General features: G+C 61.0%; 15 protein-coding genes. 12 read left to right on the plus strand and 3 right to left on the minus strand.

The window, feature by feature from the left end:
* The first annotated feature begins 8 nt into the window (after window positions 1-8).
* The 11 genes from pilW to SLW74_RS00795 all read left to right on the plus strand — a co-directional run bounded on the left by pilW (window position 9) and on the right by SLW74_RS00795 (window position 10,746).
* The gene (pilW, locus tag SLW74_RS00745; RefSeq protein WP_410927849.1) at window positions 9-767 is read left to right on the plus strand and encodes a type IV pilus biogenesis/stability protein PilW; all 759 of its coding nucleotides are present in this window, start codon (window positions 9-11) and stop codon (window positions 765-767) included.
* Window positions 767-1,801, plus strand: a complete 1,035-nt coding sequence (locus SLW74_RS00750) for a helix-turn-helix domain-containing protein (protein WP_410927850.1) — start codon at window positions 767-769, stop codon at window positions 1,799-1,801. Before pilW ends, SLW74_RS00750 begins: the two co-directional genes overlap by 1 nt.
* A gap of 3 nt (window positions 1,802-1,804) precedes the next feature.
* Window positions 1,805-2,914: a flavodoxin-dependent (E)-4-hydroxy-3-methylbut-2-enyl-diphosphate synthase gene (gene ispG / locus SLW74_RS00755; RefSeq protein WP_410927851.1), complete on the plus strand. Its 1,110-nt coding sequence runs from the start codon at window positions 1,805-1,807 to the stop codon at window positions 2,912-2,914.
* A gap of 21 nt (window positions 2,915-2,935) precedes the next feature.
* Window positions 2,936-4,225 (plus strand): histidine--tRNA ligase, encoded by a 1,290-nt coding sequence (hisS, locus tag SLW74_RS00760; protein ID WP_410927852.1) that lies wholly within the window; start codon window positions 2,936-2,938, stop codon window positions 4,223-4,225.
* 38 nt (window positions 4,226-4,263) lie between these two features.
* The gene (locus SLW74_RS00765; RefSeq protein ID WP_410927853.1) at window positions 4,264-4,902 is read left to right on the plus strand and encodes a tetratricopeptide repeat protein; all 639 of its coding nucleotides are present in this window, start codon (window positions 4,264-4,266) and stop codon (window positions 4,900-4,902) included.
* Complete coding sequence (gene bamB / locus SLW74_RS00770) at window positions 4,895-6,046, plus strand: outer membrane protein assembly factor BamB (RefSeq protein ID WP_065990004.1); 1,152 nt, start codon at window positions 4,895-4,897, stop codon at window positions 6,044-6,046. The genes SLW74_RS00765 and bamB overlap by 8 nt, the downstream gene beginning before the upstream one ends.
* A 149-nt stretch (window positions 6,047-6,195) precedes the next feature.
* Window positions 6,196-7,668, plus strand: coding sequence for a ribosome biogenesis GTPase Der (gene der / locus SLW74_RS00775; RefSeq protein WP_410927854.1), 1,473 nt, complete (start codon window positions 6,196-6,198; stop codon window positions 7,666-7,668).
* Window positions 7,669-7,786: 118 nt separating this feature from the next.
* Window positions 7,787-8,935, plus strand: a complete 1,149-nt coding sequence (locus tag SLW74_RS00780; RefSeq protein WP_410927855.1) for a pyridoxal phosphate-dependent aminotransferase — start codon at window positions 7,787-7,789, stop codon at window positions 8,933-8,935.
* The gene (locus SLW74_RS00785; protein ID WP_065990001.1) at window positions 8,923-9,714 is read left to right on the plus strand and encodes an amidohydrolase; all 792 of its coding nucleotides are present in this window, start codon (window positions 8,923-8,925) and stop codon (window positions 9,712-9,714) included. Before SLW74_RS00780 ends, SLW74_RS00785 begins: the two co-directional genes overlap by 13 nt.
* Window positions 9,715-9,772: 58 nt before the next feature.
* Entirely contained in the window at window positions 9,773-10,213 is a 441-nt protein-coding gene (locus SLW74_RS00790; RefSeq protein ID WP_296315429.1) for a hypothetical protein, read from the plus strand.
* A 125-nt stretch (window positions 10,214-10,338) separates the two neighbouring features.
* A complete protein-coding gene (locus tag SLW74_RS00795) occupies window positions 10,339-10,746 on the plus strand; it encodes a hypothetical protein (RefSeq protein ID WP_065989998.1) in 408 nt (135 codons plus the stop codon).
* A gap of 76 nt (window positions 10,747-10,822) precedes the next feature.
* Here SLW74_RS00795 and leuA read toward each other — a convergent pair whose 3' ends face one another.
* The 3 genes from leuA to xseA form a co-directional block, all read right to left on the minus strand.
* On the minus strand, window positions 10,823-12,505 hold the full coding sequence (gene leuA / locus SLW74_RS00800; RefSeq protein WP_192132305.1) for a 2-isopropylmalate synthase: 1,683 nt from the start codon (window positions 12,503-12,505) through the stop codon (window positions 10,823-10,825).
* A gap of 462 nt (window positions 12,506-12,967) precedes the next feature.
* Complete coding sequence (locus SLW74_RS00805; protein WP_296315636.1) at window positions 12,968-13,810, minus strand: peptidoglycan DD-metalloendopeptidase family protein; 843 nt, start codon at window positions 13,808-13,810, stop codon at window positions 12,968-12,970.
* Window positions 13,811-13,813: 3 nt separating this feature from the next.
* Window positions 13,814-15,193, minus strand: a complete 1,380-nt coding sequence (xseA, locus tag SLW74_RS00810; RefSeq protein WP_065989994.1) for an exodeoxyribonuclease VII large subunit — start codon at window positions 15,191-15,193, stop codon at window positions 13,814-13,816.
* Between the two features lie 135 nt (window positions 15,194-15,328).
* Here xseA and SLW74_RS00815 point away from each other — a divergent pair, with 135 nt between their 5' ends.
* Complete coding sequence (locus SLW74_RS00815; protein WP_410927856.1) at window positions 15,329-15,877, plus strand: sugar ABC transporter ATPase; 549 nt, start codon at window positions 15,329-15,331, stop codon at window positions 15,875-15,877.
* Window positions 15,878-15,955: the final 78 nt, after the last annotated feature.

The following is a 15,955-nucleotide window of genomic DNA, read 5'->3' on the forward strand; positions in this document are numbered from 1 at the left end:
GGATCTCTATGTCCCTGCGCGTTGCGCTGCTGCTCTGTTTTGCCACGCTGCTGGTCGGTTGTGTGTCTACCGGCAACGTCGATCCGCTGAGTACCAGCAAGGGGCGTGAGGAAGCTCGTCAGGCTTACGTGCAATTGGGTTTGGGCTATCTTCAGCAGGGCCAGATGGAGCGTGCGAAGGCGCCTCTGAAAAAAGCGCTTGAGCTGAACGGCTCTGATGCGGATGCCAATGCTGCGCTGGCGCTGGTGTTCCAGGCCGAGATGGAACCGGAACTGGCGAACCAGTATTACGAAAAAGCGTTGTCGGCACGTTCCAAAGACGCGCGAATTCTCAACAATTACGGCAGCTTTCTTTACCAGCAGAAGCGTTACAAGGACGCCTACGAGCGCTTCGAGCAGGCCGCCGAGGATAATCTCTACGCCGAGCGCGCCCGAGTGTTCGAAAACCTCGGCATGACGGCTGTGATGCTTGGGGATCGCGACACCGCCCGTGAGCATTTCGACAAAGCCCTGCGCCTCGATCGTCAGCAGCCACGCGCGTTGCTGGAAATGGCTGAGTTGTCGTACGAAGACAGGCATTATGTGCCGGCACGCGATTACTACGAGCGTTTCAGCCAGTTGAGCGAGCAGAATGCGCGGAGCCTGTTGCTCGGCACGCGGCTGGCGAAGGTGTTTGATGATCGCAACAAGGCAGCCAGCTATGGGCTGCTTCTAAAAAGACTCTATCCCGGTACGCCGGAATATCAGCAATACCTGTCGGAGCAATGATGAAAGCGGCGCATCCCGAAGTTGTAGCAGCCACTCGCACGAACCCAGGCGAAACATTGCGACAGGCCCGCGAGAGCAAGAACTGGTCGCTGCCAGATGTGGCGTTGAGGCTCAACCTCACCGTGGCTTCCCTGACTCATCTGGAAGCGGGCGATTTCGACAAGCTCCCCGGCCATACCTTTGCCCGCGGCTATGTCCGCGCGTACGCCAAGCTGCTTGACCTTGATCAAGCTGCATTGGTCAATGCGTTCGATCAGTACACCGGCACCGACGGCAAGGGCAGCAGCGTTCATGCGCTGGGCCGAATCGAAGAGCCAGTACGGCTGTCTCACAATATCCTGCGCATCGTCAGCCTCTTGCTGCTCATTGCCTTGATCGGGGGCGGCTTCGTGTGGTGGCAGGATCAAGCCACGCTGCTTGGCAAGGAACCGACTAATCTGGGCATGGAGCACGTCGAAGTCGAAAGCGCCGACGGCACCACCCAGATCCATCCGCTCGACGAGCCGGAAGATCAAGCTGTCGCTCAAGGCCAGACCGCGCTGCCGTTGAACAACGCCGAGCCTGCGTCCGCGCCTGAAGCCCCTGCTGCATCCAGCAGTGCATCCACCAACACGGGCACGGTCACAGGCGCTGCTGTTCCACACGGCACATCGACTACCGCGCCGGTAGCACCTGCACATACCACGTCGACCCCAACCGCGCCGGTCACCACCGTGGCGCCAACGCCTGCGACCACCGCACCCGTCAATACCGCAACGAGTGCAGCGGCTGACGCGGCGCCCGTACCGGCAGGTGCCGGCCGCGTTCAGGTTCAGTTTGTCAACGATTGCTGGACCCAGGTCACCGATGGCAACGGCAAAGTGCTGATGAGCGGACTCAAGAAAAAAGGCGACAGCCTCGACGTCAATGGCAAGCCGCCGCTGACCCTGCGCCTGGGCTTTGCTCGCGGCGCGCAAGTGAGCTACAACGGTCAGCCGGTTGATGTGGCACCTTTCACCAGTGGCGAAACTGCTCGCCTGAAGCTAGGGCAATAAGTCATGCACGGCGAATCTCCGATCAAACGTCGCGAATCTCGTAAAATCTGGGTCGGCTCGGTGCCGGTCGGTGGCGATGCCCCGATCGCAGTGCAGAGCATGACCAACAGCGACACCAATGACGTCGCGGCTACCGTGGCACAGATCAACCGTCTGGAAGCCGCCGGCGTGGACATCGTTCGCGTCTCGGTGCCGGACATGGACGCTGCCGAGGCCTTCGGCCGTATCAAGCAGTTGGTCAAGGTCCCGCTGGTCGCTGATATCCACTTCGATTATCGAATCGCCCTCCGCGTTGCCGAGCTGGGCGTCGATTGCCTGCGGATCAACCCGGGCAACATCGGCCGCGAAGACCGCGTCCGCGCGGTGGTCGAGGCGGCCCGCGATCGCGGCATTCCGATCCGTATCGGCGTCAACGCCGGTTCGCTGGAAAAAGACCTGCAGAAGAAGTACGGCGAGCCAACGCCGGCGGCCCTCGTCGAGTCCGCGCTGCGTCACGTCGAGCATCTGGATCGTCTGGATTTCCAGGACTTCAAGGTCAGCGTCAAGGCCTCCGATGTGTTCATGGCGGTCGAGGCTTATCGGCTTCTTGCCAGGCAAATCATCCAGCCGTTGCACTTGGGCATCACCGAAGCGGGCGGTTTGCGCTCAGGCACAGTGAAATCGGCCGTCGGCCTAGGTATGCTGCTCGCCGAAGGGATCGGCGATACCATTCGGATTTCGCTGGCAGCCGATCCGGTTGAAGAAGTGAAGGTCGGTTACGACATCCTCAAGTCGCTGCGCCTGCGTTCCCGTGGCATCAACTTCATCGCCTGCCCGAGCTGCTCGCGGCAGAACTTCGATGTGGTCAAGACCATGAACGAGCTGGAAGGGCGCCTTGAAGATTTGCTGGTGCCGCTGGATGTTGCGGTGATCGGTTGCGTGGTGAACGGTCCCGGCGAGGCGAAAGAAGCCCATGTCGGTCTGACCGGAGGCACGCCGAACCTGATCTACATCGATGGCAAGCCTGCGCAAAAGCTGACAAATGACAATCTGGTGGAACAGCTTGAACGCTTGATCCGTCAGAGAGCGGCCGAAAAGGTCGAGGCCGACGCAGCGCTGATCGCGCGCGGCTAACCCAGTTTCCAAGGAATATTTGTGAGTAAGTCTCTGCAAGCCATTCGTGGCATGAACGACATCCTGCCGGACCAGACGCCGCTGTGGCGCTACTTCGAAGGCACGGTCTCGCGTTTGCTGGATAACTACGGTTATCGCCAGATCCGCATGCCGATCGTCGAGTTCACCGACCTGTTCAAACGCTCCATCGGCGAAGTCACCGACATCGTCGAGAAAGAGATGTACACCTTCGCCGACCGCAATGGCGATTCGCTGACCCTGCGCCCTGAAGGCACAGCGGCCTGCGTTCGTGCGGTCCTCGAACACGGCATCACCGGCGGCGGTCAGGTGCAGAAACTCTGGTACATCGGCCCGATGTTCCGCCACGAGCGTCCGCAAAAAGGCCGTTATCGTCAGTTCCACCAGATCGGCGTCGAGGTGTTCAACCTCGATGGTCCGGACATCGATGCCGAGCTGATCGTTCTGACCTGGCGTCTGTGGGGCCTGCTGGGTATCCGCAATGCCGTCAAACTGGAACTCAACAGCCTGGGCACCAGTGAAGCCCGCGGTCGTTATCGTGAAGCGCTGGTCGAGTACCTCTCGGCGCGTCACGAGCAACTGGACGCAGACAGCCAGCGCCGTCTGAAGACCAACCCGTTGCGTGTGCTCGATACCAAACACCCTGAAACCCAGGCTGTGCTGATTGATGCCCCCAGGTTGGCAGATTATCTGGATGACGAATCTCGGATTCACTTCGAAGGCCTGAAGGCGCGTCTCGACGCAGCGGGCATTCCGTACGTGATCAACCCGAAGCTGGTTCGCGGCCTGGATTACTACAGCAAAACCGTATTCGAGTGGGTCACTGACCAGCTTGGCGCTCAGGGCACTGTCTGCGCGGGCGGCCGTTACGACGGTCTGGTCGAGCAGATGGGCGGCAAACCGACCTCGGGCGTGGGCTTTGCCATGGGCATCGAACGTCTGGTGCTGTTGCTGGAAACCCTTGAGCAGATTCCCGAAGAAATCGCCCGTACGGTCGACGTTTACGTCTGCGCGTTTGGCGAGGCCGGCGAGCTGGCAGCGCTGACCCTGTCCGAGCGCTTGCGCGATCAGGCGCCAAATCTGCGTCTGCAAGTCAATGCCGGGGCTGGCAGCTTCAAGAGCCAGTTCAAGAAGGCCGACAAGAGCGGTGCGCTGTACGCGCTGATCCTTGGCGACGAAGAGCTGGCGCGCAAGGAAGTGGGCGTCAAGCCGCTGCGTGGTCAGGGCGAGCAACAAAATATTGCCTGGGATGCTCTGTCCGAGCACCTGGCCACCTGCATTTCGCAGGGTTGAAGCAGATAAAAGCCGATTTAGCGAATAGGAGTATTGGGGTGTCGAGTACCGATGATGATGAGCTGGTTGCAAAGGACTGGTGGCAGCGTAACGGCAAGCCTCTGCTGACCGGCGGCCTGCTCGCGGTGATCGTGGTGTTGGGCTGGCAAGGCTGGCAGCGCTATCAGAACAACCAGGCGCAGGGTGGTTCGGCGCTGTACCAGCAATTGCTGGAAACCGCACTGACGCCAAGCGGCCAGGCTGATGCAGGCCGTCTGGCCGAGATCGCCGGCAAGCTGAAGAGCGAATTCGGTGGCACCGCGTACGCCCAGTACGGCAGCCTGTTCGTGGCCAAAGTGGCTGTGGACACCGGCAAGCTGGATGACGCTGCGAACGAACTGAAATCCGTGAACGACAAGCCGGCCAACGCGACCCTGGGTGAAATCGCCCGTCAGCGTCTGGCTCGTGTCCTCGCTGCACAGAACAAGGCCGAAGACGCGCTGAAGCTGCTCGACGGTCAGGCCGACCAGTCTTTCGCGGCCAGCCGTGAAGAGCTGCGTGGCGACCTGCTGGTTCAGCTGGGTCGCACCGATGACGCTTATGCTGCATACAAAAAGGCCAAGGCGGCGCTTTCCGAAGAAGCGGCTGTTGGCGGTCTGCAAATGAAGCTCGACGATCTGGCGAAAGGGGATGCGTGACGTGATTCGTTGGAAACATGCAGCATTGCTGGCTCTGGCCATTCTGGCCGCGGGTTGCAGCAGCAACAGCAAAAAAGAGCTGCCACCGGCAGAACTCGTCGACTTCAAGCAAGAAGTGACCCTGCAGAAGTTGTGGAGCCGTTCCGTCGGTGACGGTCAGGGCGACATCTACAACATGCTGGTTCCGGCCATCGACGGCGAGAACATCTACGCTGCCGATGCGAACGGCCTGGTCATGGCGATCAACCGCAGCAACGGCGACGTGGTCTGGAAAAAAGAGCTTGAGCAACCGGTATCCGGCGCCGTCGGCGTAGGTTTCGGTCTGGTCATGCTGGGCACGTTGCGCGGCGAAGTCATCGTCCTCGACGAAGCCACTGGCGAGCAGAAGTGGAAAGCCAAGGCGACCAGCGAAGTGCTGTCCGCTCCGGCCACCAACGGCAGTGTCGTGGTTGCCCAGACGCAGGATGACCGGGTTATCGGTTATGACGCCATCACTGGTGATCAGCGCTGGATCTACGAGAGCAGTCCTGCGGTTCTGACATTGCGGGGCACCGGCGCACCGATTGCCACCAGTTCGTTGGCCATCGCTGGGCTGTCGACCGGCAAGGTTGTGGCGCTGGACATCAACAACGGCGTCCCGGCCTGGGAGCAGCGCGTTGCCGTTCCGACAGGTCGTTCCGAGCTGGATCGCGTGGTCGACATCGACGGCGGTTTGCTGCTTTCCGGCAACACGCTGTATGTCGCGACCTATCAGGGCCGCGTAGCCGGCCTGGAACTGCAGAGCGGTCGTGTGCTGTGGCAGCGTGATGCCTCGAGTTATTCGGGTGTGGCGCAGGGCTTCGGCAGCGTTTACGTTTCGCTTGCCAACGGCACCGTGGAAGGCATCGATGAGCGCTCTTCCACCGGTCTGTGGAGCAACGACTCGCTGGCCCGTCGCCAACTCGGCGCGCCGGAAGTGTTCTCCAGCTACGTCGCGGTCGGTGACATGGAAGGCTATCTGCACCTGCTGAGCCAGGTCGATGGCCATTTCGTCGCCCGTGAAAAGATCGACAGCGATGGTCTGCGTGCTCGCCCGCTGGTCTCCGGCAGCACCATTTACGTCTTCGGCAACAGCGGCAAGCTGGAAGCGCTGACGATCAAGTAGTGGCTGTCTATGCTTGAGGCGGTCGAGTATCGGCTTCCCCAGGCGGCCCCGCTTTCATGGGGCCTGCGACGCTTTGGCGTTGCTCCGAACTCCGGCCGCTGCCTTGCAGCGGCTTTTGTATTTTCTGAAATAACGAAGTGGAGAGCCGCATGGTTCCCGTAATCGCCCTGGTGGGTCGACCGAACGTCGGCAAGTCCACCTTGTTCAACCGCCTGACCAGGACTCGTGACGCCATCGTCGGCGACTTGTCCGGTCTGACCCGTGATCGCCAATACGGTGAGGCCAAGTGGCAAGGGCGCTCCTACATCCTGATCGACACCGGCGGTATCTCCGGTGACGAACACGGCATGGACGAAAAAATGGCCGAGCAGTCGCTGCTGGCCATCGAAGAGGCCGATGTCGTGTTGTTCCTCGTTGACGCCAAAGCAGGCTTCACTGCCGCCGACCAGATGATTGGCGAGCACCTGCGCAAGCGCAACAAGACGTCCTACGTGGTCGCCAACAAAGTCGACAACATCGACCCTGACACGGCCCGCGCCGAGTTCGCACCGCTGGGCATGGGTGACGCGATTCCGGTCGCCGGCGCTCACGGTCGAGGCATCACGCAGATGCTCGAGATCGCCCTCCGCGATTTCCCGAAAGACGCTGACGAAGTCGAAGAAGGCGAAGAAGAGGAAGTCGTTGCCGAAGGTCAGGAAGCCAAGCGCATTCCGGGTCCTAGCGAAAAGGACGGCATCAAGATCGCAATCATCGGTCGCCCCAACGTCGGCAAGTCGACGCTGGTCAACCGCATGCTCGGTGAAGACCGGGTCATCGTCTACGACGAGCCGGGCACTACCCGCGACAGCATTTACATCCCGTTCGAACGCAACGAAGAAAAGTACACGCTGATCGACACCGCCGGTGTCCGCAAGCGCGGCAAGATCCACGAAGAAGTCGAAAAGTTCTCCGTGGTGAAAACCCTGCAGGCAATCAAAGACGCCAACGTGGTGATCTTCGTGATGGACGCCCGCGAAGGCGTCGTCGACCACGACCTCAACCTGCTGGGCTTTGCCCTTGAATCCGGTCGGGCCCTGGTCATTGCGCTGAACAAGTGGGATGGCATGGTGCCGAGCGAGCGCGACTACGTGAAGGTTGAGCTGGAGCGCCGGTTGTTCTTCGTCGACTTCGCCGACATCCACTTCATCTCGGCGCTGCACGGCACCGGCGTAGGTAACCTGTATCAGTCGGTGCAGAACTCGTTCAAATCCGCTGTGACCCGTTGGCCGACCAGCCGCCTGACCCAGATCCTTGAAGATGCGGTCAGCGAGCACGCTCCGCCGATGGTGGGCAGCCGCCGCATCAAGCTGCGTTACGCTCACTTGGGTGGCGCGAACCCGCCGTTGATCGTGATCCACGGTAACCAGGTCGAGAAAGTGCCGAAGTCGTACGTCCGGTATCTCGAGAACACCTATCGCCGCGTGCTCAAGCTGGTCGGTACGCCGATCCGCATCGAGTTCAAGGGCGGCGAGAACCCGTATGAAGGCAACAAGAACACGCTGACCGACCGCCAGGTCAACAAGAAGCGTCGGATGATGTCGCACCACAAGAAGGCCGACAAGAAGCGCCGCGACAAGCGCTGATCGTGTAGAGGTCTTTCTCGGAAAAGGCGCCAGTGGCGCCTTTTTTTGTGCGCGACATCTGGGCTATCCTGCGGGTCCCCGAGCCCTTCAGGTGTCGGGAGTGGAGCAGGAAAACCCCATGATCACCAGCAAACTGCCGAACGTTGGCACCACCATTTTTACTGTGATGTCTCAGCTTGCCGCCGAAACCGGGGCGATCAATCTGTCTCAGGGTTTTCCCGATTTCGATGGGCCCGACGCATTGCGTGAAGCCCTTTGCCGCCGCGTCATGGACGGCAACAATCAATACGCGCCGATGGCCGGCCTGCCGGCGCTGCGCGAGCAAGTCGCCGCCAAGATTGCGCGGTGCTACGGCCGTCAGGTCGGCGTCGACAGCGAAATCACCATCACCCCCGGCGCCACCCACGCCATTTTCTGCGCCATCCAAACTGTTGTGAGCGCCGGCGATGAAGTCATCGTCTTCGACCCGTGCTACGACAGTTATGCCCCTTCGGTAGAACTGGCCGGCGGGCGCACGGTGCATGTGCAGCTCAAGGATGGCGACTTCGCCATCGACTGGGAAAAGCTCAGCGCAGCGCTGAGCCCTCGCACTCGTATGATCGTCATCAACACGCCGCACAACCCGAGCGGCGCGTTGATCACCCGCGACGAACTGGACCGCCTGGCGGCGTTGATTCGGGATCGGGACATTTACGTGCTCAGCGACGAGGTCTATGAGCACCTGGTGTTCGACGGCCTGCAGCACGCCAGCGTGCTGGCCCACGATGAACTCTACCAGCGCGCGTTTGTGGTCAGTTCGTTCGGCAAGACCTACCACGTCACTGGCTGGAAAACCGGCTACCTCGTTGCGCCGCCGGCACTGACCGCCGAAGCGCGGAAGATCCATCAGTTCGTCGCGTTCTGCGGGGTGACACCGCTGCAATGGGCGTTGGCCGATTTCATGGCGGTGCACCCTGAACACGTTGACGAACTGCCAGCGTTCTATCAGGCCAAGCGCGACTATTTCTGCGATCGCCTGGAAGCGTCGCGCTTCACCTTCACGCGGGCTAGCGGCACGTACTTTCAGCTCGTTGATTATTCGCAGATCCGCCCGGACCTCAATGACGTCGACATGTCGCTGTGGATGACCCGCGAGCACGGTGTGGCCAGCATTCCGATTTCGGTGTTCTATCAGAATCCGCCCGAAGGCCAGCGCCTGATCCGGCTGTGCTTCCCCAAACGTGAGGAGACGCTGCGTCTGGCGGCGGAGAAGCTATGCGCGATCTGAGTACGCTGCCCAATCTGAATATCGCGTTGGTTCAGACCACGTTGGTCTGGCACGACGCCCCGGCGAACCACGCCCACTTCGAAGAGCTGCTGGCCCAGGCCAAAGGCGCGGATCTGGTGATCCTGCCGGAGATGTTCACCACTGGCTTTACCATGGCGTCCGAAACTCAGGCCGAACCTGAAGACGGCCCGACTGCCCAGTGGATACTGGCGCAGGCCAGGCAACTGGATGCCGTGGTGACCGGCAGCGTGATCATTCGCGCTGCTGACGGCAGCCATCGCAATCGCTTGCTGTGGGCGCGGCCGGACGGCGAGCTGCTGCATTACGACAAGCGCCATCTGTTCCGGATGGCCGGCGAGCACGAGCATTACAGTCCGGGCGAGCGCCAGGTGCAGTTCGAGCTCAAGGGCTGGCGGATTCGTCCGCTGATCTGCTACGACCTGCGTTTTCCGGTGTGGAGCCGTGACGCCCACAACACCGATCTGCTGCTCTATACCGCCAACTGGCCGGGTGCTCGCCGTCTGCACTGGAACCGCTTGCTGCCGGCGCGCGCCATCGAGAACCTGTGTTACGTCGCTGCGGTGAATCGTGTGGGGATTGATGGCAAGGGCTTCGCCTACACGGGCGACAGCCAGGTGCTGGATTTTCAGGGCGAGAGCCTGCTCAACATCGGCGAGGCGGACGGGGTGTTTCAGGTCAGCCTGTCAGCGCAGAGCCTGGCGGCCTACCGCGAGAAATTCCCGGCCTGTCTCGACGCTGATACATTCGAGATACAGTAACGTCATAGAGTTAGTGGGCGAGTGGTCGATAGCGGTTGTACCCAGACAGGAGATCGGTATGACCACCATCAGCACATCCTCATTGAGTTCGTATTCCACCAGCTTCACCGTGGCGGTCAAGAAAGACGCCACGACGACGGCGGCAGACAGCGACACCTCCACCACGACAGATGCCACTTCGGTGTCTGCATCGACGACAACGACTGCAGCGGGTGGCGCTGGCGGTGCCGGTGGGGCAGGCGGCGCGTCTGATTCTTCCAGCACCAGCGAGCAGGCCATCGAGAAGCTGGAAGAGCAGATCAAGGAAACCCAGAAGCGCCTGCAGGAGCAGCAACAGCAACTCGCTGCCGCTCAGGCAAGTTCGGGTTCCGATGAGGAGAAATCGGCAAGGGTGATGGCCATTCAGGGACAGATCTCGTCGACGACCGCCAGCCTGTCCACGGAGCAGGCGGCGCTTCTACAACTGCAGAAGTCCGGCAGCATCAACACCACCGCCTGATTCACTGATTCAAACATAACCCGCTCCATGACCTCGGTCGTGGGGCGTATTTGCGTCTGCAATAAATCCGACTTCAGATGTTTGTACGCTGGCCGATACAAAGTGCACCTCATAAGGAGTTCATCATGACCACCATCAACACCAGTTCGTTGGGCGCTTACTCCAGCGTGTTCACGGCTGCCGTCAAAACTGACGACTCCACCAAGAGCGATGCCAAGACCGCCAGCGTCGAGCTGCGTGGCAATGTGTATGGCGACTCCAAGGCGGCCGGCGCCAGTGAGTCAGGCGACGCGCCGAGCATGAAGGAGGAGATGATCAAGCAGTTGCAGGAGCAGATTCAGCAAACCCAGAAAATGCTCCAGCAGCAGCAGGCTCAGTTGGCCGCGATCCAGGGCAGCAAGACACCCGATGAATTGAAGGCCACGCAGGTCATGGCGATCCAGCAGCAGATTTCCGGGACCATGGCGCAGCTGGGCGCATTGCAGGCGTCCCTGTTGAACTTGATGAAAGTCAAAGTCGACACCACGGCCTGATAATCCGGCGCTCAAACAAAAGGCCCTGAAGCTTGCACTTCAGGGCCTTTTTTATCGTAGGAATGATTGCCGGCAGTTATGCCGCTTTTGTCGCGTCAGCCTGCAGCAAGCCACGATTGAGAGCGCTAAACAGCGCCTTGAAGCTGGCCGTGGTGATGTTTTCGTCGATGCCGACGCCATGCACCGCCCGGTCACCGTTCACACGCAACTCGATGTAAGCGGCGGCCTTCGCCGTGGTGCCTGCGCCGATGGCGTGTTCGTTGTAGTCCATGATCTCGGCTGACACCGGGAGACCAGCGACCAGCGCTTCCAAGGCGCCGTTGCCGGTGCCTTTCCAGCGCAGATTGCTTTCGCTGTCGCTCATTCCGGTCACGACCACTTCGACTGCGCTGTTGCCGTTTTCTTCTTGCAGACGATGGCTGACCAGCGCGTACGGCTTGTTGGCCTGCAGGTATTCACGCTTGAACAGCGAGTAGATCTGCTGAGCGGTCATCTCCAGGCCCAGTCGATCGGTCTCGCCCTGAACCACTTGGCTGAACTCGATCTGCATGCGACGCGGCAGGGAAATACCGTATTCCTGTTCCAGCAGGTAAGTGATCCCGCCCTTGCCCGACTGGCTGTTGACGCGGATCACCGCCTCGTAGCTGCGGCCAATGTCGGCCGGGTCGATTGGCAAGTACGGCACTTCCCACATCGTGCCTTCTTTCTGCTGGGTGAGGCCCTTGCGGATCGCATCCTGGTGGGAGCCGGAGAACGCGGTATGCACCAGGTCGCCGACATACGGGTGACGCGGGTGCACCGGAATCTGGTTGCACTCCTCGACGACCTTGCGCACGCCGTCGATGTCGGAAAAGTCCAACTGTGGATTCAGGCCCTGGGTGTACATGTTCAGCGCGACCGTCACCAGGTCGACGTTGCCGGTGCGCTCGCCGTTGCCGAACAGGCAGCCTTCAACGCGATCCGCGCCGGCCATCAGGCCCAGCTCGGTCGCCGCCACGCCGGTGCCTCGGTCGTTGTGGGTATGCAGGCTGATGATCACGCTGTCACGGCGTGAAATGTTGCGGCAGAACCATTCGATCTGGTCGGCGTAGATGTTCGGGGTGGCGACTTCGACGGTTGCCGGCAGATTGAGGATCACCTTGTTCTGCGGCGTCGCGTTCCACACTTCGATCACGGCGTCGCAGACTTCCTTGGCGAACTCCAGCTCGGTGGCGCTGAAGGTTTCAGGCGAGTACTCGAACTGCCATTGGGTTTCTGGCTGCAGGGCGGCGTATTTGACGAACAGCTGAGCGGCATTCACGGCGATGGCTTTAACGCCGGCTTTGTCTTGGTTGAAGACGATGCGGCGGAAAGACGGGCAGGTGGCGTTGTACAGGTGGACGATGGCTTTTTTGGCGCCGCGCAGGGATTCGAACGTCCGTGCGATGAGGTCTTCGCGGGCCTGAGTCAGCACCTGAATCGTGGTGTCGTCGGGGATGTGGCCGTCTTCGATGAGCGTGCGCACAAAGTCGAAATCGGTTTGCGACGCGGAAGGGAAGGAGGCTTCGATTTCCTTCACGCCGACTTGCACGAGGGTCTTCCAGAAACGCAGCTTTTTGACCGCATCCATGGGCTCGATCAGCGACTGGTTACCGTCACGCAAGTCGGAACTGCACCAGATCGGCGCCGCAGTGATGGTCTTGGAAGGCCAGGTGCGGTCAGGCAGGTCGATGACAGGAAAGGCGCGGTACTTGGTCGAGGGATCTTTGAGCATGGTCATGTGAATAATCCTTGTTGTACTCAGGGCCGAAAGAAGGCGGCCAGCCGGTTGATGCGAGAGTAGCACTGCGGGTGAGCGTCGAGGCACCGCGTTCAGCTTTGCAGTCGTGCACTGACGAGGCAGAGGCAGCGATGTTGACGCATCAGAATGAGGGTGTGAGAGGTTTTCATGTCGCCAAACGTAACTAATGGGGTGAAAGCTGGCAAGCGGTTGGGAAAAATTGAGAGAAGTAACCGGTAAAAACTTCAGGTTGAGATTCTATTGCCAGATTTTGATGCTGTGCGCGATTTAATTGCTGGTGCGATTCGGTCTGAACGTACCGGCCGTTCCAATGGTAGGACCGGCTTCAGCCGGGAAGGGGTCAGATCGCATGCCATCAGATTTGCAGTGCAGCGCCTGACGCCTTCCCGGCTAAAGCGGGTCCTACAGGGGTCCTACAGAGCTACTCAGCCCTCTAAATCGTTACGGCTGAAACGCATTGATGAAAATGGCCGGATCCACCCGCGCGTCATTCAGGCTGACGTTCCAGTGCATGTGCGGTCCCGTCGCGCGACCGGTCGAACCCACACGCCCGACCACGCCACCACGCGGCACGGCATCGCCGACTTTCACGTCGATCTTCGACATATGGCAGAACATGCTGATGAAGCCCTGCCCGTGATCGACAAACACCGTATTGCCGTTGAAGAAGTAGTTACCGATCAAAATCACCTTGCCCGCCGCCGGCGACTTGATAGGCGTACCGGCCGGAACCGCGAAGTCCAGTCCGGCGTGAGGATTACGCTCCTCGCCGTTGAAGAAGCGTCGCACGCCGAATTTGCTCGAGAGCGGCCCGTCCACCGGTTTGTCCAGCAGAAGGTTGCTCGGGGTCACGGGACTGAACGTACGGTAGGCGCGGACTTGCACATCGAGTTCCTGCTCAATGCGCTTGAGGTCGTCCGGGTTGGGATTGACCTGGCGCTGGTTCTTCAGGGTAATCCGCTGCTCCGGGTACTGCTTGTTGCCCACCACGAAAGGCAGGTTACGGCCGCCGCTGCTGACCTGCTGCGACGTGCCTGGCTTGACGCTCAGCGGAATGCCGACAATGGCCAGCCAGTGCGCGTCCTGATCCTTGACCACCAGCACCGGCTTGCCCTGCCACGTGGCCTTGGGTGCTTGCGCGGCGGGGCCAAGATCGACCACCGCCACGCCGCCCGGCACCGGCTTGTTGAGCAGGCGGGAAATGTAGCTGTCAGCGTAGGCGGGCAGGGCAGCGCAAAAGACCAACGCGGCAGTGGCCAACGAGCGGGATAGAAGAGGCAGCATTGATCAATCCAGAAGTGAAAGGGTGACAGGTGTCAGATGGTTGTCTTCAACGCGCACTTGCAGCTCGCCATCCGCCAGTTTTGCCGTCAGGCGCTGACCCTGTTGCGTCTGCTCGGCAGCGCGGATGGCCCTGCCGCGTTCATCCAGCAAAATACTGTAACCACGGCCCAGGGTCGCCAGCGGGCTGACCACGTTGAGCGTCTGCACCTGACTTTGTAGCTGCAGGCGACGGCTCTTGAGGTTTTCCTTGATCGCACGGGGCAGGCGCTCGGCCAGTACTGCCAGGCGCTGACGCAGAAACATCAGCGTGCGTCCCGGATGTTGCGCGGCCAGGCGGCTTTCCAGATGGCTCATGCGCACCTGGCGCTTGTGCATCTGCTGCTCAAAGGCACGACGCATGCGCATGTCCAGATCGTCGAGGCGCTGGGCGCGCTGACGCAGACGCTCGCCAGGGTGACGCAAGCGGCGGGATATCCCGTCCAGGCGCAATTGCTCGCGCATCAGCCGGTCCTGCATGCGGCTGATCAGTCGGCGCTCCAGGCTGTCGACCCGGCGCTGCAAGTCGCTTGAATCCGGCGCCAGCAGTTCTGCAGCGGCGGAGGGGGTCGGGGCACGCACGTCGGCGACGAAGTCACTGATCGAGACATCGGTTTCGTGACCGACCGCGCTGACGATCGGCGTTACGCACGCATCAATGGCCCGGGCGACGGCCTCTTCGTTGAAGCACCAGAGGTCCTCCAGCGAGCCGCCGCCCCGGGCGAGGATCAACGCATCGAAGCCGCGATCGTCAGCAAGTTTCAGGGCGCGCACGATCTGGCCGATGGCCTCGCGGCCCTGCACAGCGGTGGGGATCAGAGTGAGTTCGACCTGGGGGGCGCGACGGCGAAACACGCTGATGATGTCGCGAATCACCGCGCCGGTCGGGGAGCTGATGATGCCGATGCGCTTGGGGTGCAGGGGCAGGGCGACCTTGCGCTCGGCGCTGAACATCCCTTCGGCGCTGAGCTTCTCTTTCAGCGCATCGAAAGCCAGACGCAGCGCGCCATCGCCAGCAGGCTCTACGGTGTCGAGAATCAGCTGATAGTCGCCGCGGCCTTCAAACAGCGAAACCTTGCCGCGCACCTTGACCGCCAGGCCGTCCTTCAACGCCTGACGCACCCGCGCCGCGTTGCTGCGAAACAACGCGCAACGCACCTGGGCGCCGGAGTCCTTCAGCGTGAAGTAAACGTGCCCGGAGGCCGGACGCGAGAGGTTGGAAATCTCGCCCTCGACCCAGATGCTGGAAAACACATCTTCCAGCAGCACGCGTGCGCGGCCGTTGAGCTGGCTGACAGTGAGGACGTCCCGGTCAAGGCCGAGTCTTGCGAAGGGGTCTTTGATCATGGCGGCATCATAAAGGCATTGGGGCACGGGTCACCAGATGAGATCGCTGACGGCGCGCGCCCCGACGGCCATACTTGACGTCACCGACAGCGCGATTAAGCTGCCGCCCCCGATTACTCGTCAGACAGGCCCGTCATGGACACCCAAAGCATCCTCGTCCCGCAAATCTCCAGCTTTCCTGCGCACGAAGCGAAGGCGCGGGCGATCCTGCGCTGGCTGGTGAAGCTGAACGTCGTCGAAGAATCGCTGACCACCTGTGGGCGCAGCTTCAACCGCATGGCCTACGCGGTTGCCCCGGGCGCGCGACGCTTCGTCGAAAACCCGGACGCCTTGCCATTCGGTCAACCGGTCAACGGTCTGGAAATCGTCCTCAAGCGCTGCATCTATACGCCGCAGCAGGGCTTCAAGGAGGAGGCCGGTTGCCCGGAATGCCGGCGCGAGATCGGCGAAGCCCTGTTCGACAGCCTGGAAGACTGGATGCCGGGCCACACCGACAACTTCATGTGCCCCGAATGCCGCCACGAAGACGACATCAACGGGTTTCTGTTTCTTGAGCCGTGCGGGTTCTCGAATCTGGGGTTCATCTTCAACAACTGGCTGGATGCCGGCTTCAAAAGCAGTTTTGTCGAGGCGTTTGCCGAGCGAATGGACCGGCCGGTGTCCCATGTCAACGTCAGGATGTAGATCTGCGCGGCTGTCATTGGGCGCCGTAATCCGGCTCATGCGTAAATAGCCTGATCTTTACATTGAGATAGTGCAGGT

It is taken from the genome of Pseudomonas sp. W5-36 (genome assembly GCF_046540455.1).
GTDB lineage: Bacteria > Pseudomonadota > Gammaproteobacteria > Pseudomonadales > Pseudomonadaceae > Aquipseudomonas > Aquipseudomonas graminis_B.

Coding starts and splice junctions, on each gene's coding strand:
- pilW (WP_410927849.1), top strand. CDS start 9: ATGTCCCTGCGCGTTGCGCTGCTGCTCTGTTTTGCCACGCTGCTGGTC.
- SLW74_RS00750 (WP_410927850.1), top strand. CDS start 767: ATGAAAGCGGCGCATCCCGAAGTTGTAGCAGCCACTCGCACGAACCCA.
- ispG (WP_410927851.1), top strand. CDS start 1,805: ATGCACGGCGAATCTCCGATCAAACGTCGCGAATCTCGTAAAATCTGG.
- bamB (WP_065990004.1), top strand. CDS start 4,895: ATGCGTGACGTGATTCGTTGGAAACATGCAGCATTGCTGGCTCTGGCC.
- der (WP_410927854.1), top strand. CDS start 6,196: ATGGTTCCCGTAATCGCCCTGGTGGGTCGACCGAACGTCGGCAAGTCC.
- SLW74_RS00780 (WP_410927855.1), top strand. CDS start 7,787: ATGATCACCAGCAAACTGCCGAACGTTGGCACCACCATTTTTACTGTG.
- SLW74_RS00785 (WP_065990001.1), top strand. CDS start 8,923: ATGCGCGATCTGAGTACGCTGCCCAATCTGAATATCGCGTTGGTTCAG.
- SLW74_RS00790 (WP_296315429.1), top strand. CDS start 9,773: ATGACCACCATCAGCACATCCTCATTGAGTTCGTATTCCACCAGCTTC.
- SLW74_RS00795 (WP_065989998.1), top strand. CDS start 10,339: ATGACCACCATCAACACCAGTTCGTTGGGCGCTTACTCCAGCGTGTTC.
- leuA (WP_192132305.1), bottom strand. CDS start 12,505: ATGACCATGCTCAAAGATCCCTCGACCAAGTACCGCGCCTTTCCTGTC.
- SLW74_RS00805 (WP_296315636.1), bottom strand. CDS start 13,810: ATGCTGCCTCTTCTATCCCGCTCGTTGGCCACTGCCGCGTTGGTCTTT.
- xseA (WP_065989994.1), bottom strand. CDS start 15,193: ATGATCAAAGACCCCTTCGCAAGACTCGGCCTTGACCGGGACGTCCTC.
- SLW74_RS00815 (WP_410927856.1), top strand. CDS start 15,329: ATGGACACCCAAAGCATCCTCGTCCCGCAAATCTCCAGCTTTCCTGCG.